Source organism: Streptomyces typhae (assembly GCF_009755605.1).
GTDB lineage: Bacteria > Actinomycetota > Actinomycetes > Streptomycetales > Streptomycetaceae > Streptomyces > Streptomyces typhae.
In genome coordinates this window covers 365,011-387,896 of sequence record NZ_WPNZ01000002.1, presented here as the reverse complement: position 1 = coordinate 387,896, position 22,886 = coordinate 365,011, and the positions used below count along the sequence as shown (strand labels likewise).

Genomic DNA, 22,886 nt, shown 5'->3' with positions numbered 1-22,886 from the left:
CCCGGTTTCGGGGGCCACTGGTTGGACTTCGTCAGGTGGCCGGTCACGGTCAGGGGTTGGTAGCTCTCCGGGGGTATGACTCCAGGGGAGCTCGCCGGGTGCCGTGACCGGCTGGAGGAGTGCGCGGCGGAGGTGTTTGCTGCGTCGGCTCACGTACTCCGGTGCGCCAGTCGTCCGGCGGGAGGACGAGGCGGAAGTGGGTGCCGTGATCCGCGGCGGCTATGGTGAGACTGCCGTGGTGGAGGGTGGCGATGTGCTGGGCTATGGACAGGCCCAGGCCGGCTCCGCCCGTGTGGTGGCTGCGCGCTTCGTCGAGCCGTGTGAAGTAGCCGAAGACGCGGGTGCGGTCTTCGGCCGGGATGCCGGGACCGTCGTCTGCGACGTCGAGCGTGACCGTTCCCGCGCCGCCGTCGCGCGTGAGGCACACCGTGATGCGCTGGGCCGCGTAACGCTCCGCGTTGTCGAGGAGGTTGCCCAGTACCCGCGCCAGCAGTGAACAGTGACCCCGGACCGTCACAGGTTCCTGGCCTGCGGAGACCGTCATGGCGAGATGCGCCGGCAGGGTTCGCCGCGCGCATTCCTCACGCACCAGATCGGCCAGATCCAGTTGCTTGCCGGAGTCGAACAGCGTCGCTCGCGCGTCGAGACGCGCGAGCATGAGCAGGTCGTCCATGAGCTGCTGCAGACGTACCGCGTCCCCCAGTGCTCGTTCGGCCACCTGGGACCAGTCGGCGTTCTGCGGCTGAGCGAGAGCGATCTCCAACTCGGCACGCAGCGCCGCCAGGGGGGTGCGCAGTTCGTGGGAGGCGTTCGCCGTGAAGCGCCTCTGCTGTTCCACCGAACTCTGCAACCGGTCGAGTGTGTCGTTCATGGTCACCGCCAGTCGGCTGATCTCGTTGTTCCGCGGCGGCACGGGGACGCGCTGATCGAGGTGGTGCGTGCTCAGGTCCGTGAACTGCCGCCGGATGGCCTCCATGGGCCGCAGGGTGCGTCCGGTGATGAACCAGGCAACCGCCGCGGTGAGCAGGACCAGGCCCGCTGCGGTGCCGACGATCCGCTGTGCCATGGCATCCAGCGCGGCTTGTTCCTTCTTGAGGTCGTACTCGGTGATGAGCCGGTGGGACGAGGGTGTCGGATACTCCGGGTAGACGATGCGCAGTGCTGTGCGCCCGCCGTTCCCGTCGATGAGGTCGGGCCACAGCCAGAGAGACAACGCGCCCGAGTCCGGGCCCTCGGGCATGACCGTGGCGGTGAGCCCGCCCTCTCGAGATGCCTTCGGCTCGCCGGAAACGCAGTACTGCCGTGCCCCTGGGGGAAGCTCGGCTGCGTTCGACTTGACGCCGCGGGCGAAGGTGGTCGTGACGTTCGCCCTGAGGACCGTCGTCTCCATGGCGTTCTCCAGGAGCGAGCGGCGCCAGAAGTCCGTGGCGAGGAAGGCGCCCGCAGCCAGCGGGAGAGTCACCAGCAGGGCGGACAGCATCGCTGCCTTGGCCCGCATACTGAGCGTCGGCAGCAACCGGATCCGTCCAAGTCGCCTCATGGCAGGGCGGGTTCCTCTTCGAGACGGTAACCGGCGCCGCGGACCGTGTGGATCGTACGCCGGCGGAAGGGGCTGTCGATCTTTCGGCGCAGGGCGCTGACGTACACCTCCACGACGTTGACATCGCCGTCGAAGCTGCCCCACACGTGCTCCAGGATCTCCGTCTTGGACACGACCTCCCCACGGCGGCTCGCCAAGTACCACAGCACCGCGAACTCACGCATCGTGAGCGGGACAGGGATCTCTCCGCGATGGCAACGGCGCGTGGCCGGGTCCACGCGCAGGTCCCCCGTCTCGATGGCGGCCGGCCGCTCCCGCTGTCCTCGGCGCACCAGAGCCCTCAGACGCGCCACCAGCGCCACATAGGAGAACGGCTTGGTGACATAGTCGTCCGCCCCGGTGTCGAGCCCCTCCGCCTCGTCGAACTCTCCGTCCTTGGCCGTGAGCATCAGCACCGGGACCCAGAGCGCGGCCTCCCGCATGCGCGCGCAGACCCGTAGTCCGTTCATCCCCGGCAGCATGATGTCCAGGACAACCACGTCGTAGTCGTTCTCCTGGACCAGCTCCAGGACCCGTGCCCCGTTTCCCGTGCTGTCGACGACGAAGCCCTCCCCGCGCAGACCGCGCCGCAGCAACTCCACCAACCTGGGATCGTCCTCCGCCACGAGTATCCGCATGCGCTCAGTATCGCGGGAGGCACCTGAAGCCACGCTGAGAATCGGCGTCCCCTGCGCCCGCACAGGTCGGTCGCACGCGTGTGAACCCGAGAGCGCGGGGTGTTCTCCTGAAGGGCTCTCAGGCTTCCTCAGCTTCTCCACAGGTCAGTGCTGCCACTGTCTCCACACGAATCCGGCAGCAAGGTCACTCGGGCAACCGAACTGGCTGTCTCTGCCGGAAACTCCCGCACGTTCTCTGGGGACCCCGTGTCCCTCACCGAATCGAAGGAGCAATCATGCGTTTTCGAACGGCTGCCGCAGGACTTGGACTCGGAACGGCCTTGATACTGGGCGGCGCGTCAGCCCCCGTACAGGCCGCCGCTCCCTCCGGGAGCGCTGAGGTTCTCGCGCCCACGTGCACCACGGGCAAGAACCTCACCAACGGGTGGGGGCAGTGCAGGGGCGCGGGAAGCTACAAGTGGCAAGTCAACGTCGACTGCACCTTGGGCGGCTGGGGATCGAGTAGCGTCCTCACAGGCCCGGGCCGGACCAACGCGTACTGCAACTGGGGCAACGTGGAGCGTGTGTCCATCGAACGCTGGTGAGTCGCCTGAGCGTCCGAGGCTCTGACCTGCCGGCGGTAGCGGCAGGAACCTGAAACGCGTCTCGGGTTCTCCTCCTCCATCCGACTTCCCGGTGGAGGAGGAGAACCCCTCCGACGGCGGGGGCGGGTCTGCGGCCGGCCCCCCCGCCCGGAGGGGGTTCGACGACGGGCCCTAGTCGATCCCCGACCGCTCCACCCCCGCCACGATCCACCGCTGGAAGAACAGGAACACCACGAGCAGCGGCACGATCGACACGGCCGCGGCGACGAAGAGTTGGTGGAGGCGGATGACCTGGGAGGTGGAGAAGGAGGCCAGGGCCACCTGGACGGTCCAGGCGTCGCGGTCCTGGCCGATGACCAAGGGCCACAGGAAGGAGTTCCAGGCGCCGATGAAGACGATGGTGCCGACGGCGGCGAAGGCGGGGCGGGAGTTGGGGACGACGACCAGCCAGTACGTGCGCCAGTACCCGAGGCCGTCGACGCGGGCGGCGTCCTCCAGTTCGCGGGGGAAGCCGAGGAAGTACTGCCGGAAGACGAAGCAGGCGAAGGCGGAGAAGAGGGTCGGGACGATCAGGCCGCGCAGGGTGGAGACCCAGCCGAGGGACGAGACCAGGACGAAGCTGGGGACGAAGGTGACGGCGGCCGGGACCATCATCGTGGCGAGGATCGCGTAGAAGACGCGGTCGGCGTGGCGGTAGGGGATGCGGGCGAGGCCGTAGCCCGCGAGGGAGGCGAGGAGGAGGGTCCCGAGGGTGGTGAGGACCGCGATCACGGCGGAGTTGTACAGCGCGCGGGCCATCGGGACCGTCGAGTCCTCGAAGAGTTCCGTGATGTTCGACCAGTGCAGCGTCGAGGGGAAGAACGTCCAGTCGGGCGCGGTGATGTCCTGTTCGGCGGCGAGGCCGTTGCGCAGCAGCAGATAGAAGGGGATCAGGAAGAGCAGGGCGAGGGCGATGAGGAGGGTGACCCGCAGGGCGCGGCCCACCTTGACCCAGGCGTCGTACACGGTGTCAGTCCTCCTTCCGGCCGAGCCCGAACCAGCGCGCCTGCCCGACCGTCACCACGGCGATGATGAGGGCGAGGAGCACCGCGCCCGCGCTGCCGAGCCCGAGGTTCTGGCCCTGGCCGAGCGCCGTGTAGTAGAGGTAGACCAGCGGCGGACGGGCGTACGGCGGGTAGCCGCGGGAGTCCGAGAGCAGGTTGTAGAACTCGTCGAAGGCCTGGAAGGCGTTGATGACGAGGAGCAGCGCCACCGCGACGGACGTCGCGCGCAACTGGGGCAGCGTGATGTGGCGCAGCACCTGCCAGCCGGGGCGGGCGCCGTCGACGGCCGCCGCCTCGTAGAGCGTGGGCGAGATGCGTTGCAGGCCCGCCAGGAACAGGATCATGTAGAAGCCCGCCTGGAGCCAGAGGCGGACGGTGACGATCACCAGCCAGTACCAGGGCGGGTCCGTCGTCGACAGCCACGCCGTCTGCTCCGCGCCGAACCAGCCGAGCACGGTGTTGGCAAGCCCGAACCGCACCCCGTTGAACAGCGACATCTTCCAGATCAGGGCCGCCACGACATAACTGCACGCGGCGGGCAGGAAGAACACCGAACGCAGGAACGCCTGTGCCCGGCGCATGCGGTTGACCATGAGCGCGAGGGACAGGGACAGCACGAAGGTCGTCGGCACGATGAAGGCCGTGAAGACCACGAAGGTCCACAGGCTGTCCGTGAAGGCGTCGTTGCGCAGCATCGACGTGTAGTTGTCGAAGCCCACGAAGTCCGTGGGCGAGACCGTGTTGTGGGCGTCGAAGAAGCTGAGGTAGACGCTCCAGCCCAGCGGTACGTAGGTGAAGACGATCAGGCCGAGCGCGAACGGGCCGACGAACGCCCAGAACCACAGGGTGCGGTTCTGCGGCCCGGCGAGGCGGCGCCAGCGCCCCCCGGGGGGCGCGCCGGCAGCGCCGGGCGTGGTCACGACGACTTCTTCTTGACGCGCTCAAGCTCCGCCGACACCTTGCGTACGACGGACTTCAGCTCGCTCTCCGGGTTCGCGCCGGACTTGATGATCCGGCTGAGGGCGTCCTGGTAGGCGACCCGGCTCGCCGGGGTCCACAGGAGCGGTTCGGCGTACCCGTGCTCGGTGGAGTAGCGCACGGCGTCCGCCGCCGCGCCCTCGGTGAGCGCGTCGGCCTTCTTCGCGAGGGAGAGGCGCGCGGGGATGTGGAAGCCGTACGAGAGCGCGAAGTCCCGCTGGTGGTCGGTCCTGTCGATCCACAGCCACTTCACGAAGTCCTTGGCCTCCTTCTTGTGGCGGGTACGGGCGCTGACCGCCGCCCCGTACGCGCCCACCGGCACCGAGGGCTTCCCGCCGGAACCCGCGGCGGGGAAGGGCAGCACCCCGAAGTCGTCGCCGAACGCCTTCCGGACGGCGGGCAGCGCCCACAGGCCCGACCACTGCATGGCCGTCAGCTCCTGCACGAACGCCGACGGGTCCGACCAGTCGGAGGGCGCGCCGAGCAGCAGCGACTTGTCCTCGTACAGGGTGCGCAGCGCGGCGAGGGCACGCGCGGCGGCCGGGTCGTCGAAGCCCACCCTGCCGTCGTCGGTGACCAGCGTCAGGCCCGCCGCGTACAGCGGGGTGCCGCCGAGGGCGCCCGCGCCGCCGTCGTTCCCGAGGAACAGCCCCTTGGCCTTGTCGCGCGTCAACTCCTTCGCGGTGTCGACGAGTTCGTCGAGCGTGGTCGGCGGTCTGCGGCCGGCGTCGGAGAGGAGGCTCTTGCGGTAGTAGAGCACCTGCATGTCGACGACCTGCGGGATCGACCAGATCCGGCCGTCGTGCGTCTTCGGGGCGAGGGCGACGGGGTTGAAGTCGTCCTTCACGCCGTCGAACAGATCGGTGAGGTCGACCACCTGGCCGCCCTGGATCTGGTCCAGGGTCGGCCCGTTGACCTCGAAGACGTCCGGGCCCGACTCGGTGAGGAGCGCCGCGGCGGTCTGTTCGTCGTAGTTGCCGGGCCGCCACTGCACGGACACGTCCGCCTTGTCGTACGCGGCGGCGTACCGCTTCACCGCCTCCTCGGTGCCCGGCTCGCCGTACTGGTGGTACCACTGGGACAGCTTCGGGCCCTTGCCTCCCGAACCGCCGCCGTCGCGGCCGGTGTTGGACCCGCACGCCGTGAGCAGGCCGAGCGCGGCCCCGGATGCGAGCAGTGTCCTGCGGCTGATGGTCATGCCGTGTCCCCCTGTGCGCTGGATCGTCGGGTACGTGCCGGGCCCAACGATCAACCATGGGGGAGGATTACGACAGACGGATTGCGGCCGCGTGTCGGGGTGCCGGGACGGCGCCCCGCAAGGGGCGCGGGGAACTGCGCGACCAGCCCTCACTGACCCGCAGACGGCGAGAACGCCGGACCCCCACGGCGGGCAGCCGTCACCGCCGGGCGCCCACCCGGAACCGCAGCCGACAGATGACCGCATCCGTCTCCCGCCGCACCGCGCGCGCAAGCACCGCCCCGCGCTGGTTCTGCAGCAGCCGCTCCCACACGTGCGCGGGCTCCACCTCGGGGATCAGCACGGTGACCCGGGTACCGGGGTGGTAGCGGTACACCCGCCGCACGTACGCGGCGACGGGGCGGCCCACCGTACGGGTGGGGGACATCAGCTCCACGAGGTCCACGCCGGGGTTCCACAGTTCCCAGTCGCGGCGCAGTTCCTCGGTGGCGCGCCGGTCCTCGGGGTCGTCGTGGGACACCGTCACGGCCCGCACCTCGTCGCCGAGGGACACCGCCGCGTTGAGGGCCTCGCAGGTCAGCCGGGAGAGATGGGAGACCGGCACGATCACAAGGGAGTGGTCGCGGTGCGGCGGCTCGGGCACGCGGCCGAGGCCGAGGTTCTCGCCGATGCGGCCGTAGGCGCGGTGCACCACCTCGAAGGCGACGACGATCGCGGGCAGCGCGAGCACGATCAGCCAGGCGCCCTCGGTGAACTTCGTGGCGGTCACGACGACGGCGGCGACCCCGGTGAGGACCGCGCCGAAGCCGTTCAGGAGCGCATTCGCCGGGCGGCCCGCCGCGCGCCAGTGCACGACCATGCCGGTCTGGCAGAGCGTGAAGCCGACGAACACGCCGATCGCGAACAGCGGCACGAGGGTGTTGGTGTCGCCGCCGGAGAAGACGAGCAGGGCCGCGCCCGCGACGGCGAGGGCGAGCACACCGTGCCGGTGCACCTGCCGGTCGGCCTTCAGGGCGAACACGTGCGGCAGACAGTTGTCCCTGGCCAGCAGGCTCATCAGGACGGGAAGGCCGCCGAAGGAGGTGTTCGCGGACAGCGCGAGCAGGATCATCGTCGCGAACTGCACGACGTAGAAGGGCCAGGAGTGGCCGAGGGAGGCGTCCGTGAGCTGGGCGAGCACGGTGACGCCCGCGACCGGTTGCAGGCCGAAGCGGGAGATGAGGACGGACAGGCCGATCAGCATCACGCCGAGCAGCGCGCCGAGCGCCACCTCCGCGTGCTGGGCGCGCTTGACGCGCGGGGCTCGGAAGGACGGCACCGCGTTGGCGATCGCCTCCACGCCGGTGAGCGCCGAGCAGCCGGACGCGAAGGCCTTGAGCAGAAGCAGCGCCCCGACCGTGGAGGCGTTGTCGGCGAGCACGGAGGCATGGCCCGCCGACGCCTCGGTGGAGACCGGCGCCCCGCGGAAGAGACCGACGGCGACGAGGGTGAGGATCGCGCCGACGAACACCGCGGTCGGGACGATGAACACCCGCGCCGAGTCGACGATGCCGCGCAGGTTGACGCCCGTGACGACGACGAGGACGGCCAGGCACAGCCACAGCCTGTCCCCGTACAGCCCGGGGAAGGCGGAGGTGAGGGCGGCGACCCCCGCGGTCACGGCGACGGCGACGTTCAGGACGTAGTCCAGGACGAGGGACGCGGCCGCGACGAGCCCCGCGCGCCGCCCCAGATGGGTCTTGGCCGCCGCATAGCTGCCCCCGCCGTCGGGGAAGGCCGCGACGACCTGGCGGTAGGAGGCCACGAGCACGGCGAGCAGGGCGGCGATCGCGAGGGTCACCGGCAGGGTGAAGCCGAGGCCGTGCCCGCCGGCCGTCGCCAGGACGAGCACGATGGCCTCGGGTCCGTACGCGACGGACGCCATCGCGTCGAGGGACAGGGCGGCGAGCCCTTGCAGCGCGGTGAGGCGGTGCCGCTCGCCCGGGTCGGGGGCGCCGCTGCCGGTACTGGTACCGGAACCGGAAGGCGCCACCGGCGCGGGGGCGCCCGGCTGCCGGGAAACGGTCGTCATGCTTGGCCTTTCCTCCTGGTCGGCCGGTGCGGTCGTGCCCCGGGCCGGTCCAGCGTCGGCGCCCGCGGAAGGCGCAGCGGCACCCCTTGGCGACTCCTTGACGGGGCCGGGCCACCTCTTGACGCCTCGTTGAGGGGGAGCGTCAACTGCGCGTAAAGGTGTGGCATGGGTCTGTATGTGGCACGTCAACGCCGCAGACGGCGGGCCCGACCCGGCCTACGGTGCCGCACATGGGACATGACTGGACGACTCGGGGCGCGCACCCCGACGCGCGGGCGGTGCCGGACGCGGACGCCGTGCTGACCGACCGGAGCTGGGCGGCCGACCTGCGCGCGGCGGCCTTCTGTTCGTGCGCGCTGTTCGCCCTCATCCTGCTGGTCGACTTCGGCGCGGGCACCCTGAGCGGTGCGCGGGCCGGCCTGTGGGCGGGCCTCGCCGGGCTCCTCTACGTGATCCTCTACCCGGTGCGGGTGACGGCGGGCCCCGGCTGGCTCGCCGTGCGCGGTCCGCTGCGCAGCCGCCACGTCTGCACCGGCCTGCTCACCGCGGTACGGGTCAGTGAGACCGTCGCGGCGCGGCTCGTGCTGTGCGACTCGCTCGGCAACCGCGTCGAGTTCGACCCGAAGGTCCTCGCCGCGAACCCGCTCCTGCTGCACCGCCTGGACGTCGGCGCCCGAAGATCCCGGGCCGCGGGGCTGCTGCGGTCGGGGTCGGTGGAACTGGGGCGGCTGCTCACGCGCCTGGAGCGCAGACAGGCCAAGGGGGTGTTCGAGGCGTCGGGGCTGAGGTAGCCCGCCGGTCCGCGGCGACGGCACGGGCGCACCCCGGCCGGGGAACCGGGGGCCGGTCGTGCGGCAGGGCGTACGCCCCCGGTCAGGCCAGGACCCGTACCTCGTACACCCCCACCCCGGCGGCGTCGTCGTCGAGGCACCGGCCCGACGCCAGGTCGAAGCGCTGCTTCAGCAGGGGCGAGGCGACGAACGGGCGGCCGTCCGCCGAGCCGACGAGGCCGCGGGCGAGCACGGCGGCACCGGAGAAGGGGTCGCGGTTGTCGATGGCGTAGAGCCGCCGGTCCCGGTCGAGGAACAGGGCCGCCTGCCGCCGCCCGTCGGGGAGCAGCACGGCCACGCCGCGGCCGGGGGTGAGGCGGTCGCAGGCGCACACCGTCAGCCAGGAATCGTCCAGGCGGAGCTGGACGCTGGCGTACGGGGGCGGAGCGGTGGTCGTCGCGGTGGTCATCGGGAGGTGGCACCTTCCAGGGCGGGCGTCGGCGCGGGCGCGGGCGGACGCAGGGTCAGCAGCGGCAGGTCGGGCTTGATCTGGCCGCGCTCGGGGACGAACGCCACCAGCGGGTCCGGGGCCTCGGGGGCGTTCACGAACGACACGAACCGGGCGAGGCGTTCGGGGTCGGCGAGGGTCTCGGCCCACTCGTCGCGGTAGTGCGTGACGTGGTCCGCCATCAGGGCCTCCAACTCGGCGCAGAGCCCCAGCGAGTCGTGCACCACCACGTCCCGTACGTGGTCGAGGCCGCCGTCGATCCGCTCCAGCCAGGCCGAGGTGCGCTCCAGGCGGTCCGCGGTACGGATGTAGAACATCAGGAACCGGTCGACGAGCCGTACGAGACCTGCGTCGTCCAGGTCCTGGGCGAGGAGGTCCGCGTGGCGCGGGGCCGCGCCGCCGTTGCCGCCCACGTACAGGTTCCAGCCGCCGGCGGTGGCGATCACGCCGAAGTCCTTGGACCGGGCCTCCGCGCACTCGCGGGCGCACCCCGACACCGCCGACTTCAGCTTGTGCGGGGCGCGCAGCCCCCGGTAGCGCAGCTCCAGGTCGATGGCCATGCGCACCGAGTCCTGCACGCCGTACCGGCACCAGGTCCGCCCCACGCACGACTTCACGGTGCGCAGCGCCTTGCCGTAGGCGTGCCCGGACTCGAAGCCGGCGGCCACCAGGCGGGCCCAGATCCGGGGGAGCTGTTCGACGCGGGCGCCGAAGAGGTCGATGCGCTGGCCGCCGGTGATCTTCGTGTAGAGCCCGAACTCGCGGGCCACCTCGCCGATCACGATGAGCTTGTCCGGGGTGATCTCGCCGCCGGGGATGCGCGGCACCACCGAGTAGGAGCCGTTCTTCTGGAGGTTGGCGAGGAAGTGGTCGTTGGTGTCCTGGAGCGCGGCCTGCTCGCCGTCCAGGACATAGCCGTCGGCGCCGATCGCGGACGCCAGCGAGGCGATGACGGAGGCGACGGCGGGCTTGCAGGTCTCGCAGCCCTCGCCGCCGCGCGCCCCTTCCCGGCCGTGCCGGTCGAGCAGCTCCCGGTAGGAGGCGATGCGCAGGGTGCGCACGATCTCGTACAGCTCCTGACGGGTCTGCGGGAAGCAGCCGCACAGGCCCGTGTCGCCGGACTCCGGCAGGAGCTGCCCGATGAGCCTCACGCAACTCCCGCAGCCGGTACCGGCCTTGGTGCACTTCTTGACCTCGGTCAGCGTCGCGCAGGCCTGGACGGCGTCCTTGGTGACGTTGTGGCAGTTGCACACCACCGCGTCGCCCGGCAGCGCCTCGGGGCCGAGCGCGGGGGCGGCGCCCGCGCCCGCGGGCAGCACGAGCTGCTCCGCCGGTGTCGGCGGCACCGATCCGGTGAGCGCGCGCAGCGTCCCGTATGCCTCCGTGTCGCCCACGAGCACCCCGCCGAGCAGTGTGCCGTCGGCGTCCACCACCAGTTTCTTGTACGTGCCGGAGCGCGAGTCGGCGTACGCGACGTCGAGGCAGCCCTCGGCCGCGCCGTGCGCGTCGCCGAACGACGCGACGTCGACGCCGAGCAGCTTCAGCTTGGTGGACGTGTCGGCGCCCGTGAAGACCGTGGTGGAGGCGGCGGTCGCGTCGTGTGCGGCGATGGCGGCCGCCGCGGTCTGCGCCATCTCGTAGCCGGGGGCGACCAGGCCGTACACCCGGCCATCGGCGGCCTGCGCGCACTCGCCGATCGCGTACACGCGCGGGTCGCCGGTGCGGCAGCGCTCGTCGACGACGACGCCGCCGCGCTCGCCCACCGCGAGACCGCACTCCCGGGCCAGCTGGTCGCGGGCCCGCACGCCCGCCGAGAACACGACGAGGTCCACGTCCAGCTCGGTGCCGTCGGAGAGCCGCATGCCGCGCACCGCGCCGGTGCCACCGGTGTTGTCGGCGCCGTCGGTGAGGATCTCCTGCGTTCCGGTGCCCGTGTGCACCGTGAGGCCGCGGCCGGTCAGCGTGCGCAGCAGCGCGGCACCGCCGCCCTCGTCGACCTGCGCGGGCATCAGGCGCGGCGCGAACTCCACCACGTGCGTGCCGAGGCCGAGCCCCTGGAGCGCGCCCGCCGCCTCCAGGCCGAGCAGCCCGCCGCCGACCACTGCACCCGTCGTGGCGCCGGCACGGGCGTACGCCTCGATCGCCAGGACGTCCTCGACGGTGCGGTACACGAAGCACCCGGGCGCGTCCCTGCCCGGCACCGGCGGCACGAACGGGGCGGAGCCGGTCGCGAGCACCAGGGTGTCGTACGTGAGGGTGCGCCCGGCGCGCGAGGTGACGGTGCGCGCCTTTCGGTCGATGTGCTCGACGGGGTCGGCCAGGTGCAGCTCGATGCCGTGCTCCGCCAGGAAACCGGTGTCCGTGACGGAGAGCTCGTCCGGGGTGCGGCCGGAGAAGTACGAGGTGAGCTGTACGCGGTCGTAGGCGGGGCGCGGTTCCTCGGCGAACACGACCACGCGGTGCGTCGCGGTCGTGCCGCGCTCGGCCAAGGCCTCGAGGAAGCGCTGACCGACCATGCCGTGGCCGACTAGGACGAGCGTTCTACTCAGCGGGGGAAGTAGTGAGCGCGCAGGGTCCATGGGTCAGATGCCTCCGTCGTGAGTGAGCAGGTGCAGCAGCGGGCCGTCGCCGGGCAGGGGCTCGTCGGACTCCCAGGCGCGGGCGAGCGCGCCCACGGCCGCGAGTTCGCCGAGGAGCACCCCGCCGACGAGGCGGTCGTCGCGGACCACGACCTTGCGGTACGTGGAGCGGGTCGCGTCGCTGAGGCGCACGACGTCGTCGTCGGGCCGGGTCTCGGGGTCGCCGAACGCCGCGAGGTCAAGGGGGTGTTCGCCGTGCGGCAGCGTGAGGCGGGTCAGGGAGCGGGTGCCGGAGTAGGGGCGGGCGGTCTTAGGGGACGTCAGGGCGGCGGCGAGGGCGTCGGCCTGGTCGAGGGCGGGCGCGGCCAGGCAGTGGGTCAGGCCCGCGTGCTCCGCGCAGTCCCCGACGGCGTACACGTGCGGGGCGCTGGTGCGCAGCCGGTCGTCGACGACGACGCCCCGCCGGACGGTCAGGCCCGCGGCGCGCGCGAGCCCCGTCCGGGGCCTGACCCCGCACGCGAGGACCGTCAGATCGGTGTCGAGCGCAAAGCCGTCCGCCAGCTCCACCGTCCGCACCGCCCCGTCGCGCTGCCGCACCCCGCGCACCCGGCACTCGGTGTGCACCTCCACGCCGAGCGCGGTCAGGTGCGCGCGCACCAGGTCCGAGGCGTCCGGGTCGAGCTGACGCTCCATGAGCCGCTCGCCCTGCTGTGCCAGGACCACCTGGGCGCCCCGGTCCGCCAGCGCCCGTGCCGCGCACACGCCGAGCAGTCCGCCGCCGACGACGACCGCGCGGGTGCCGGGCCGCGCGGCCGCCGACAGGGCCAGACAGTCCGCCATCGTGCGGAACGCGTGCACCGCGCCCGGCAGGTCCCGGGCGCCCGGCGCGAACAGGCCGCGCAGCGGCGGGAGCACCGGGCCCGCGCCGGTCGCGAGGACGAGCGTGCCGTACGGGACGCGGGCGCCGTCCTCGCACAGCAGCACGCGGTCGGCGAGGTCGAGGCGGACGACGCGGGCGCGCAGGTGGTTCCCCCGTGCCGGGCGTGGCAGGGCGATCACCTCGGGGCCGTAGCGGCCTGCGAGGACATCGGTGAGCAGGACCCTGTTGTACGGGGGGTGGGGCTCCTCGCCGATCAGGAGGGCGTCGGGGCCCAGGCGGGCGGCGAGGTGGGCTCCGGCCAGGCCGGCGCCCAGCACCACGGTGCGGTGGCGGGGGGTCCTGTTGGTCATACCCGCAGCGTGCGGGGCGCAGGTTTCCCCGCGGGGGCTGGGCTGTTTCCCTCGCGGAACGGTGGGCTCAGCGGGGCCCGGTACACGGTGTGAGGGGCCCGCTAAGGTCGCGATCATGGCTGACATATCCATGACCACGGTGGTCGTCCTGTGCCTGGCCGCGCTCGCGGCGGGGTGGATCGACGCGGTGGTGGGCGGCGGCGGGCTCCTGCTGCTGCCCGCGCTGCTGCTCGGTCTGCCGGGGACGACCCCCGCGGCGACCGCGCTCGGCACCAACAAGGCGGTGGCGATCGTCGGCACGACCGGTGCCGCCGTGACGTACGTGCGCAAGACCCCCATAGACGTGGCCACGGCCGTCCGGATCGGCCTGGCGGCGCTCGCCGGGTCGATGGGCGGCGCGTTCTTCGCGGCCGGCATGAGCACCGAGGTGCTCAAGCCCGTCATCATGGCCGTCCTGGTCGGCGTCGGCACCTTCGTGATCTTCCGGCCCGACTTCGGCACGGCCCCCGCCACCGGCCCGCTGCCGCCCGGCCGCGTCCTCGCCGCGATCGGCGTCGCGGGCGTGGGCATCGGCTTCTACGACGGCCTCATCGGCCCCGGCACCGGCACCTTCCTCGTGCTCGCGCTGACCGCCGTCCTCCGGCTCGACCTGGTCCGGGCCTCCGCCAACGCGAAGATCGTCAACTGCTGCACCAACGCCGGTGCCCTCGCGATGTTCGCCTGGCAGGGCGCCGTGCTCTGGCGCCTCGCCCTCCTCCTCGCCCTGTTCAACCTGGTGGGCGGCACCCTCGGCGCCCGCACCGCCCTGAAGAAGGGCAGTGGCTTCGTACGGGTCGTGCTCCTGACGACGGTGGTCGGCCTCGTGGCGAAGATGGCCTACGAGCAGTGGGTGGCGTAGGGGGCGCAGCCGTCCGCCGACGCCGCCAGGGGCTCAGCGGACGCCCGTGAGGTGGGCGAAGACCACCACGTTGCCCTGGTAGCCGGTCTGCCTGGAGTACGCGCCGCCGCAGGTGATGACGCGCAGCTCCGGGCGGGACGCGGCACCGTACACCTTCTCGTCGGGGAAGTCCTTCGCGTCGTAAACCTCGACGGCGTCGACCGCGAACAGCGCCACGCCGCCGTCGCGCCGCTCGACCTCGATGACGCGGCCCTTGGTGAGCGCCCCCAGCCGGTAGAAGACGGCCGGGCCCTCCGCGTTGTCGACGTGCCCGGCCACGACGGCCGTGCCGCGCTCGCCGGGCATGGTGCCCGCCTCGTACCACCCCGCGAGGTTCTTGTGGCGCGGCGGCGGCACGTCGAGGCTGCCCTGGCGGGTCAGGCCGAGGCCCGTCATCGGGGCGTCCACGTCGATCGCAGGGATGCGGATCCGGTCGGGTGGCGAGGGCGGGAGCGGGGCCGCGGCCCCGGGGCCCACCGGGTCGGTGCCCGCCACGGCGGCCTGTGCCGCGGACGGCTGCGGCGGCGGATGGGACGCCGCGCCCTCGTACACCAGCCAACCGCCGCTGCCGAGGGCGAGTACGGTGGCCGCCGCTATCAGGGAGTTGCCGAATCTGCCTGGCCGCTCAGTCCGGCGCATGGTTCACCACCCGGGATCGATCGTCGGAAGGGGAGTGGGGGGTGCCTCCCCCTCCCGGGGCCGCCAGGGACGGACGGCCGGGAGAGGGGGAGGGGAGCGGCGGTACCCGCGGGCCGCGGAGGGGGCCCGTCAGATCCTGTCGCCTCTCGCCCGGCGATGCAGGAGCCAGGTACCGCCCGCGGCGGCGACGGCGAGGACGCCCACACCGGCCGCGGTCTTCACGGGATCGGGGCCAAGGGCGCCGCCGACCCCCGTCTTCACATGTCCCTTCGGGTGCACCGGTACGGGCACGGGCTGCTCCGCGCGGGCGGACGCCGTGGACGTCAGCGTCACCGACAGGTCACCGGCCACCTGGCGGCCACCGGAGCCCGTGCAGCGGGCGACGATCTCGTAGGTGCCGGGCTGCGCCGACGGAGGCACCTCGAACCGCCCGGACAGCGCCCGGTCGCCCTTGCCGGGGGCCAGCGCGAAGGTGCCCGCGCCGACCGCGCTCGCGTCCCCGGTGGCGCCGCCGCCCCCGTCGCACGCGGCGGTGTGCACCGTGACGCTGGTGCCGGGCGTGACGGTGGCCGGGGCCACCTCCAGGCCGTCTGCGGGCGCCGCGGCCGCGGGAGCGACGAAGACCCCGGCGCTCAGGACGGCGGCCGAGGCGACGGCGAGCGCGGCGGAGATCGCCGGCGGGCGGGCAGTGCGCATGGGGAGGGCTCCTGTCGATGCCTTCGTGCGGGACGCACCTCCGAGGTAACGGGCACTCGGCGCGGCACGCCTGCTGAGGAGTCGTCAGAAGCCCTGTGAGAACGCGCGTCCGGACGCATCGGCGAGGACGTTCCAGCAGGTCACCCCGGGTGTCGGGGACCTGTGGCCGAAGCCGCCGCGCGGCGGCTGTGAATGGGTGACCCGGCGCCTCTGCCCGCCCCGCTGCCCGCCCGGCCGCGCGCCCCGTGGCCGCCGCCCGCTCAGAGCGCGTCCCACGGGACGGCCTCGTACACCTCCGACACGGCCGTCATCAGCTTCTCGTCGACGGGAAAGTCCAGGTCGTCGACGCGCCGCCCCGGACTGACGCCCCACGAGTTCACGACGAGGACGGCCCGGTACGCGGGCAGGTCCCGCAGCCGCACCGGCCCGAGGCGGGTGGGCAGGCCCGCGTCGGCGAGGCGGGCCCGCAGGAGCTGAAGGGTGATGCCCGCCAGGTGCGGGCCGTCCGGCCACACCACCTCGTGCCCGTCCCAGAAGGCCACGTTCGTGATCGCGCCCTCGCTGATCGCCCCGTCCGGGCCGGTGAGCAGCGCCTCGTCGTAGCCCGCGCGGCGCGCCTCGCGCCCGTGGTAGGCCTGTGCGAAGCCGCCGAGGTGCTTGACGTGCGCGACCGGCCGGACGTACGGCACGGACTTCAGGGACCGCGCCCGCGCGGCCATGGCGGCGGGCAGCTCGGTGGGCGGCCGCACGGTGACCATCAGGGACGGGGTGCCGCCGGGGGCGTGCACGTACACGCGGACCGAGGCGTCGGCGATCACCCCGGTGGCGCCCGTGCCGCCGTCGCCGGTGAGCGCGTGCCGGACGAGGTCACGGACCTCCGCGCCGTCGAGCCCTTGGCCGAAGAGCTCGCGCGTGGCGGCGTCCAGGCGCCGCAGATGCAGGTCGAGGCCGCGCACCCCGCCCCCTCTGACCTGCATCGCGGTGAAGTGCCCGAAGCTGTCCAGGGCGCGTGCCCGCAGGGACTCGACGGTGCCGGGCAGGCCGTCGACCTCAAGTCGGAGGACGTCCGTGGGGGTTGATGGTGTCGTCATGGACCCCACCGTACGAGCGGGGTCCTCTCAGTCCTCCAGGAGGCGCCGCGGCCCCGGGCCGTGCGCGGCCAGCTCGTCCCACGGGTTCGACAGGGCGCACCGGTCGAGGGAGAGGCAGCCGCAGCCGATGCAGTCCGAGAGATTGTCGCGCAGCCGCTCCAGGGTGCGGATGCGCTGGTCCAGGTCCGCGCGCCAGCACTCCGAGATACGGGCCCAGTCCTCGCGCGTCGGCGTGCGGTCGTCGGGCAGCAGCCCCAGCACGTCGCGGATCGTGGCGAGCGGTATGCCGAGCCGCTGCGAGGTGCGGATGAAGGCGACGCGGCGCAGCGTGTCACGGCTGTAGCGGCGCTGGTTGCCGCTGGTGCGGCGGCTGCTTATGAGACCCTCGCGCTCGTAGAAACGCAGGGCGGAGGGAGCCACTCCGCTGCGCTCGGCCAGCTCGCCGACGGATGCTTCCTTGGCGCCCGGTGAGAGATGCGTCGTCATGCCGCCAGATTAATCGCGGGCACGGCTTGACCTGAACCAAGGTTTAACTAAGAAGCTCTCCGCATGAACACCACCACAGCTCAGACCGTCTCCCCGTCCCCCGCCGCCGCGTTCGAGGCCGAGCCCCCGACCCCGGTGAAGGTCGCCGTGATCGTCGGCAGCAACCGCGAGGGCCGCTTCGGCCCGGTCGTCGCCGAATGGCTGCTGCGCCGGGTGCGCGAACACGAGGGGTTCGAGGCGGACGTCGTCGACCTGGCGGACGTGGACCTGCCGACCTCCCTGTCCTTCCGGCCCTCCGCCGACGTCGTCACCGAACTCGCCAAGGTCACCCCGAAGCTGGCCGACGCCGACGCCTTCATCGTGCTCACGCCCGAGTACAACCACTCCTTCCCCGCGTCCCTGAAGAACGTCATCGACTGGCACCGCGCCGAGTGGGAGGCCAAGCCCGTCGGCCTCGTCTCCTACGGCGGCATCTCCGGCGGCCTGCGCGCCGTCGAGCACCTGCGGCAGGTCTTCGCGGAGCTGCACATGGTCACCGTCCGCGACACCGTCTCCTTCCACAACGCGGGCGGCCTCTTCGACGACGACGGCAACCACAAGGACCCCGCACTCGCGGACGCCGCGGCCAAGGGCATGCTGGACCAGCTGCACTGGTGGGCGTGGGCGCTGCGGTCGGCCAAGGAGAAGCGGGCCTACGGCAGTTGACGGCGGTAGCCTCTGCCCTGCCGGGGCGGAGTGACCCGGCAGGCAGCCCGAGGAGAGGAAGTCGAACCCGTGACCGAGCCGACGCCGAGCACCGGCACCGTCCTCACGGTCCTGACCACGACCGACACCCCGGAGAAGGCGGACGCCCTCGCACGCGGCGCGGTCGAGGCGCGCGTCGCGGCCTGCGCGCAGATCGACGGCCCCGTGACCTCCGTGTACCGCTGGGAGGGCGCCGTCGAGACGGCCCGCGAGTGGCGGGTGCTCCTGAAGACCACCGAGCACCGCTACGCCGACCTGGAGTCCTGGCTGACGCGGGCCCACGACTACGACACCCCGGAGATCATCGCCACGCCCGTGACGCGGGGGAGCGCGGCGTACCTGTCCTGGGTGGCGGCGGAGACCGCCCCGGCGGCCGGGTGAACCGCCCCGGCGGCCTGGCTCAGGCCCGCTCCACCCGTACCGCGCACACCTTGAACTCGGGCATCCGCGACACGGGGTCGAGCGCGGGGTGCGTGAGGGTGTTGGCCCGGCCCTCGCCCGGCCAGTGGAACGGCATGAAGACGGTGTCCGGCCGGATGGCGGTCGTCACACGGGCGGGCACGACGACGCGCCCGCGCCGCGACACCACGGCCACCTCGTCGCCGTCGGCGACCCGCAGCCGGGCGGCGAGCCGGGGGTGGACCTCCACGAAGGGTCCGGGCGCGGCGGCGTTCAGCTCGTCCACGCGCCGGGTCTGCGCGCCGGACTGGTACTGGGCGAGCACCCGCCCGGTGGTCAGCACCACCGGGTACGCCGCGTCGGGTTCCTCGGCGGCGCCCCGGTGCGCCACGGGCACGAACCGCGCCCGCCCGTCGTCGGTGGCGAACCGCTCCAGGAACAGCCGCCGCGTCCCCGGGTGCGCCGGCGCGCCGTCGGGGACGGCGGGGCACGGCCAGAACACCCCCTCGCCGCCGTCCTCCGCGAGACGCTCGTACGAGATGCCCGCGTAGTCGGCGAGCCCGCCGGAGCTGGCCCGCCGCAACTCCTCGAACACCTCCCGCGGGTCGGTGGGGAACCCCTTCCCGTGCCCGAGGCGCGCGGCCAGACCGTGCAGGACATCGAGGTCGCCGCGGACCCCGTCCGGAGGGTCCACGGCCCGCCGCCGCAGCAGCACCCGCCCCTCCAGGTTGGTCACCGTGCCCGTCTCCTCGGCCCACTGCGTCACCGGCAGCACCACGTCGGCGAGCAGCGCCGTCTCGGAGAGGACGACGTCCGCGACGGCGAGGAAGTCCAGGGACCTGATCCGCTGCTCCACGTGTGCGGCGTGCGGCGCCGACACCACCGGGTTGGAGCCCATCAGGAGCAGCGACCTCACGTCGCCGCCGAGCGCGTCGAGCAGCTCGTACGCGGACCGCCCGGGGCCGGGCAGCGCCTCGGGGTCCACGCCCCACACCGCCGCCACGTGCGCGCGGGCCGCCGGGTCGGTGAGCTTGCGGTAGCCGGGCAACTGGTCGGCCTTCTGGCCGTGTTCACGGCCGCCCTGCCCGTTGCCCTGCCCGGTGAGGCACCCGTACCCGGAAAGGGGCCGCCCCGGCCGGCCCGTGGCCAGGCACAAGTTGATCCACGCGGCGACGGTGTCGGTGCCCTTGGCCTGCTGCTCGGGCCCGCGCGCGGTGAGCACCATGGCGTGCTCGGCGGCGCAGAACATCCGCGCCGCCGCCCGCAGCAGCGGCACCGGCACCCCGGTGATCCGCTCCACGTACTCGGGCCAGTGCGCCATGGCGGCGGCCCGCGCCTCCTCCCAGCCGGTGGTGCGCTCCGCGATGTACGCCTCGTCCGTACGCCCCTCGGCGACCACGAGGTGCAGCAGGCCGAGGGCGAGCGCGAGGTCGGTGCCGGGGCGCGGGGCCAGGTGCAGGTCGGCCTGTTCGGCGGTACGGGTGCGCCGCGGGTCGACCACGACCAAGGTGCCGCCGTTGTCCCTGAGTTCGGTGAGGTACCGCAGCGCGGGCGGCATCGTCTCCGCGAGGTTGGAGCCGACGAGGAGCACGCAGTCCGTGCGGGCCACGTCCGCGAGCGGGAACGGCAGCCCCCGGTCCAGGCCGAAGGCCCGCGTTCCCGCCGCCGCCGCGGACGACATGCAGAACCGGCCGTTGTAGTCGATCTGCGAGGTCCCGAGCACGACCCGCGCGAACTTCCCGAGCGCGTACGCCTTCTCGTTGGTGAGCCCGCCCCCGCCGAACACCCCGCACGCGTCCGCCCCGTACGCGGCCCGGGTCCGCGCGAGACCGTCGGCGACCCGGTCCAGGGCCTCGTCCCAGCCGGCCGGCTCCAGCTCGCCCGTGCCGGGGGAGCGCACCAGCGGCCCGGTCAGCCGTACCCGCGACGAGAGCACGGCCGGTGCCGTACGTCCCTTGCCGCACAGCGCGCCCCCGTTGACGGGGAACGCGGGCCGCTCCACGACCTCCACCCCCGCCGGGCCGCGCGTCAGGCCCATGCCGCACTGGAGCGCGCAGTAGGGGCAGTGGGTGGGGGTGACGGCCGAGGTGTGCATGTCCCCACCCTCGGGCGGGCGTGTTTCACCCCCGGACCCGGCCGGTTACACCGGCGGTACGCGGGCCTCCGCGGGCACGGAGTCCCGCTGTGAGGGCCCCGCCCCGCCGCCGCGCCCGCCCCACCGTCCCGGTGAGCCGGCGGAAATGAGCCGTCACGGCGGCGCAACAGGGCGGAAACCCGGTGCGGCGACCCTCGGTCCATGACCTGTCAGGACCCCGCCCTCGTAGTGGTCGCGCACGGCAGCCGCGACCCCCGCGCCCTCGCCACCGTGACGGCACTGCTCGACGAGGTACGGGCACTGCGCCCCGGGCTCGACGTGCGCCTCGGCCACATCGAGTTGACCGCACCACGCCTCGTCGAGACGCTGCACGCGCTGCCCACAGCCGAGCCGCGCGGCAGCGGTGGCGGCGGCAGCGGTGAGGGCGGCGGCGGCAGCGGTGGCGGCGGCAGCGGTGAGGGCGGCGGCGGCGGCAGCGGTGGCGGTGGCAGCGGTGAGGGCGGCAGCGGTGGCGGCAGCAGCGGCGGCAGCGGTGGCGGCGGTGGCGGTGGCGGTGGTGGCGGCGGTGGCATCCTCGTACCCCTCCTCCTCAGCCGCGGCCACCACGTCCGCCACGACCTCCCGGCAGCGGCCGCCGAGGCCACCCGCCCCGGCCGCCCCCTGCGCGTCGCCGCCCCACTGGGCCCGCACCCCCTCCTCACCGAGGCCCTGCACGCCCGCCTCACGGAGGCGGGCTGGCCGACGGACGAGGGCACCCCGCACGGAGTGGTCCTCGCCGCCGCGGGCTCCCGCGACCCGGCCGCCGCCGTCGACACCCGCCGCGCCGCCGCCCTCCTCGCCCGCCGCCTCGGCGTTCCCGTCGTCCCCGCGTACGCCGCGCCCACCGAGCACACCCCGACGACGGTGCCCGCCGCGCTGCGCCTCCTCGCCGCGGGCGGGGTGCGGCACCCCGCCGTCGCCGCCTACTTCACCGCGCCCGGCCGCTTCGCCGCGCAGGCCGCCGCCGCCGCGCCGGGCCCCGCCGCCGCCCCGCTCGGCGCGCACCCGGCCCTCGCCGCCCTGCTCCTGCACCGCTACGACCAGGCCCGCACCACCGCACCGGTCACGGCGGCACCCGCCCGGCCGGTGTCCGTCTGAACGGGGGTCCGGGGCGCCGCGCCCCGCGCCCGCCGTCTACTGTCGGGGCATGGCAGGCACCGCACCGATCGCCCACACCGCGCCCTACGACGAGGCGGCCACCGAACGCTGGGCGGCCGAGCCCGACAAACGGCCGGGACGCACCGCCTTCCAGCGGGACCGGGCCCGCGTCCTGCACTCCGCCGCCCTGCGCCGCCTCGCGGGCAAGACGCAGGTCGTCACCCCTGGTACCAAGAGCATGGCCTGGGACGCCAGCGCCCGCACCCGGCTCACCCACTCCCTGGAGTGCGCCCAGGTCGGCCGTGAGCTAGGCGCCGCCCTCGGCTGCGACCCGGACCTGGTGGAGACCGCCTGCCTCTCCCACGACCTCGGCCACCCGCCGTTCGGCCACAACGGCGAGCAGGCGCTCAACGAAGTCGCCGAGGGCTGCGGCGGGTTCGAGGGCAACGCCCAGTCCCTGCGCCTGCTCACCCGCATCGAACCCAAGCGGTTCGTGAGCGGCGGGGAGGGCGGCGGCGACTTCGTCAGCGTCGGCCTGAACCTGACCCGCGCCGCCCTGGACGCCGCCACCAAGTACCCCTGGCCGCGCGGCGACCACCCCACCGACCCGGCGTCGGTGAAGTTCGGCGTCTACGAGGACGACCGGCCGGTCTTCGACTGGATCCGCAAGGAGGCGCCGGGCCACCCCGAGGGCCGCGGCCCGCGCGTCTGCTTCGAGGCGCAGGTCATGGACTGGTCGGACGACGTCGCCTACTCGGTGCACGACATCGAGGACGGCCTGCACGCCGGCCACGTCGACCCGAACCTGCTGCACGCCGAACCCGAACGCCAGGACGTCTTCGCCGTCGCCGTCGGCCGCTACGTCCCCGCGGACACCGACCCCGCCGAACTCGCCGCCGCCCTCGACCGGCTCCAGGAACAGGAGTGGTGGCCGCACGGCTACGACGGCTCCGCCGTCGCCCAGGCCCGCCTGAAGGACGCCACCAGCCAGCTCATCGGCCGCTTCTGCCTCGCCGCGGAGACCGCGACCCGGGAGCGGTACGGCACCGGACCCCTCACCCGGTACGCCGCCGAACTCGTCGTACCGCGCTCCGCCCGCCTGGAGTGCGCCGTCCTCAAGGCCGTCGCCGACCGCTATGTGATGCAGCGCCCCGCCCAGGAGCGGCTCCGCGCCGAGCAGCGCGTCGTCGTCGCCGAACTCGCCGCCGCCCTCACCGCCCGCGCCCCCGAGGGGCTCGACCCGCAGTTCCGGGCGCTGTACGACGCGGCGCCCGACGACCGGGCCGCGCAGCGCGTCGTCATCGACCAGATCGCGTCCCTCACGGACGCCGCGGCCCGCTCCCTGCACACGCGGCTCACCGCACGACACCCGAAAAACCACAGTGACCAGTGACCATAGGGTGAACTGAGCGTGCGGAACCGACCGGAGCAGCAAGATCCGGGGTGACGGAAAGTGGCCACCTGGCGGCACACCCTCTTCCGTC

General features: G+C 73.5%; 20 protein-coding genes. 6 read left to right on the top strand and 14 right to left on the bottom strand.

The features are described 5' to 3' along the window. Nucleotides 1-49 precede the first annotated feature (49 nt). The 6 genes from GPA10_RS05940 to GPA10_RS05915 all read right to left on the bottom strand — a co-directional run bounded on the left by GPA10_RS05940 (nt 50) and on the right by GPA10_RS05915 (nt 8,091). On the bottom strand, nt 50-1,540 hold the full coding sequence (locus GPA10_RS05940; RefSeq protein ID WP_246258796.1) for a sensor histidine kinase: 1,491 nt from the start codon (nt 1,538-1,540) through the stop codon (nt 50-52). Next, nucleotides 1,537-2,217, bottom strand: coding sequence for a response regulator transcription factor (locus GPA10_RS05935; RefSeq protein ID WP_157164523.1), 681 nt, complete (start codon nt 2,215-2,217; stop codon nt 1,537-1,539). Before GPA10_RS05935 ends, GPA10_RS05940 begins: the two co-directional genes overlap by 4 nt. A 755-nt stretch (nt 2,218-2,972) precedes the next feature. Then, nucleotides 2,973-3,806: a carbohydrate ABC transporter permease gene (locus tag GPA10_RS05930; RefSeq protein WP_058845616.1), complete on the bottom strand. Its 834-nt coding sequence runs from the start codon at nt 3,804-3,806 to the stop codon at nt 2,973-2,975. A gap of 4 nt (nt 3,807-3,810) precedes the next feature. Further along, nucleotides 3,811-4,689, bottom strand: a complete 879-nt coding sequence (locus GPA10_RS05925) for a carbohydrate ABC transporter permease (RefSeq protein ID WP_058845713.1) — start codon at nt 4,687-4,689, stop codon at nt 3,811-3,813. Nucleotides 4,690-4,760: 71 nt separating this feature from the next. Further along, complete coding sequence (locus tag GPA10_RS05920; RefSeq protein WP_198351513.1) at nt 4,761-6,020, bottom strand: ABC transporter substrate-binding protein; 1,260 nt, start codon at nt 6,018-6,020, stop codon at nt 4,761-4,763. Between the two features lie 199 nt (nt 6,021-6,219). After that, nucleotides 6,220-8,091, bottom strand: a complete 1,872-nt coding sequence (locus tag GPA10_RS05915; protein ID WP_157164522.1) for an APC family permease — start codon at nt 8,089-8,091, stop codon at nt 6,220-6,222. Nucleotides 8,092-8,321: 230 nt separating this feature from the next. On the opposite strand from GPA10_RS05915, the gene GPA10_RS05910 reads away from it, so the two are divergent. Next, entirely contained in the window at nt 8,322-8,882 is a 561-nt protein-coding gene (locus tag GPA10_RS05910) for a hypothetical protein (protein WP_058845614.1), read from the top strand. Between the two features lie 82 nt (nt 8,883-8,964). Here GPA10_RS05910 and nirD read toward each other — a convergent pair whose 3' ends face one another. From nirD to GPA10_RS05895, 3 genes are read right to left on the bottom strand one after another with little or no spacing between them, the layout of a single operon-like run. Next, entirely contained in the window at nt 8,965-9,330 is a 366-nt protein-coding gene (gene nirD, locus GPA10_RS05905) for a nitrite reductase small subunit NirD (protein WP_157164521.1), read from the bottom strand. Beyond that, complete coding sequence (gene nirB, locus GPA10_RS05900) at nt 9,327-11,948, bottom strand: nitrite reductase large subunit NirB (RefSeq protein WP_157164520.1); 2,622 nt, start codon at nt 11,946-11,948, stop codon at nt 9,327-9,329. Before nirB ends, nirD begins: the two co-directional genes overlap by 4 nt. A gap of 3 nt (nt 11,949-11,951) precedes the next feature. After that, the gene (locus GPA10_RS05895; RefSeq protein ID WP_157164519.1) at nt 11,952-13,178 is read right to left on the bottom strand and encodes an NAD(P)/FAD-dependent oxidoreductase; all 1,227 of its coding nucleotides are present in this window, start codon (nt 13,176-13,178) and stop codon (nt 11,952-11,954) included. A 115-nt stretch (nt 13,179-13,293) separates the two neighbouring features. Between GPA10_RS05895 and GPA10_RS05890 the strand changes: the two genes are divergently transcribed. Continuing rightward, complete coding sequence (locus GPA10_RS05890) at nt 13,294-14,076, top strand: sulfite exporter TauE/SafE family protein (RefSeq protein WP_157164518.1); 783 nt, start codon at nt 13,294-13,296, stop codon at nt 14,074-14,076. Between the two features lie 33 nt (nt 14,077-14,109). On the opposite strand, the gene GPA10_RS05885 is transcribed toward GPA10_RS05890, so the two are convergent. The 4 genes from GPA10_RS05885 to soxR all read right to left on the bottom strand — a co-directional run bounded on the left by GPA10_RS05885 (nt 14,110) and on the right by soxR (nt 17,027). Further along, the gene (locus tag GPA10_RS05885; protein WP_157164517.1) at nt 14,110-14,754 is read right to left on the bottom strand and encodes a class F sortase; all 645 of its coding nucleotides are present in this window, start codon (nt 14,752-14,754) and stop codon (nt 14,110-14,112) included. A gap of 129 nt (nt 14,755-14,883) precedes the next feature. Beyond that, nucleotides 14,884-15,450: a hypothetical protein gene (locus tag GPA10_RS05880; RefSeq protein ID WP_157164516.1), complete on the bottom strand. Its 567-nt coding sequence runs from the start codon at nt 15,448-15,450 to the stop codon at nt 14,884-14,886. Between the two features lie 260 nt (nt 15,451-15,710). Continuing rightward, the gene (locus tag GPA10_RS05875) at nt 15,711-16,541 is read right to left on the bottom strand and encodes an aminotransferase class IV (RefSeq protein ID WP_157164515.1); all 831 of its coding nucleotides are present in this window, start codon (nt 16,539-16,541) and stop codon (nt 15,711-15,713) included. A gap of 27 nt (nt 16,542-16,568) precedes the next feature. Then, nucleotides 16,569-17,027 carry a redox-sensitive transcriptional activator SoxR gene (soxR, locus tag GPA10_RS05870; RefSeq protein WP_157164514.1) on the bottom strand — a complete coding sequence of 153 codons (459 nt, stop codon included), beginning with the start codon at nt 17,025-17,027 and terminating at the stop codon, nt 16,569-16,571. A 63-nt stretch (nt 17,028-17,090) separates the two neighbouring features. Here soxR and GPA10_RS05865 point away from each other — a divergent pair, with 63 nt between their 5' ends. Together GPA10_RS05865 and cutA are read left to right on the top strand one after the other, a co-directional pair. Beyond that, the gene (locus GPA10_RS05865; protein ID WP_157164513.1) at nt 17,091-17,732 is read left to right on the top strand and encodes an NADPH-dependent FMN reductase; all 642 of its coding nucleotides are present in this window, start codon (nt 17,091-17,093) and stop codon (nt 17,730-17,732) included. A 69-nt stretch (nt 17,733-17,801) separates the two neighbouring features. Then, entirely contained in the window at nt 17,802-18,152 is a 351-nt protein-coding gene (cutA, locus tag GPA10_RS05860) for a divalent-cation tolerance protein CutA (RefSeq protein WP_058845604.1), read from the top strand. A 19-nt stretch (nt 18,153-18,171) separates the two neighbouring features. Here cutA and GPA10_RS05855 read toward each other — a convergent pair whose 3' ends face one another. Further along, nucleotides 18,172-20,265, bottom strand: a complete 2,094-nt coding sequence (locus tag GPA10_RS05855) for a molybdopterin oxidoreductase family protein (protein WP_157164512.1) — start codon at nt 20,263-20,265, stop codon at nt 18,172-18,174. Between the two features lie 201 nt (nt 20,266-20,466). Between GPA10_RS05855 and GPA10_RS05850 the strand changes: the two genes are divergently transcribed. Next, entirely contained in the window at nt 20,467-21,402 is a 936-nt protein-coding gene (locus GPA10_RS05850; protein ID WP_157164511.1) for a sirohydrochlorin chelatase, read from the top strand. 49 nt (nt 21,403-21,451) lie between these two features. Next, nucleotides 21,452-22,795: a deoxyguanosinetriphosphate triphosphohydrolase gene (locus GPA10_RS05845; RefSeq protein ID WP_157164510.1), complete on the top strand. Its 1,344-nt coding sequence runs from the start codon at nt 21,452-21,454 to the stop codon at nt 22,793-22,795. The last annotated feature ends 91 nt before the right edge of the window (nt 22,796-22,886 follow it).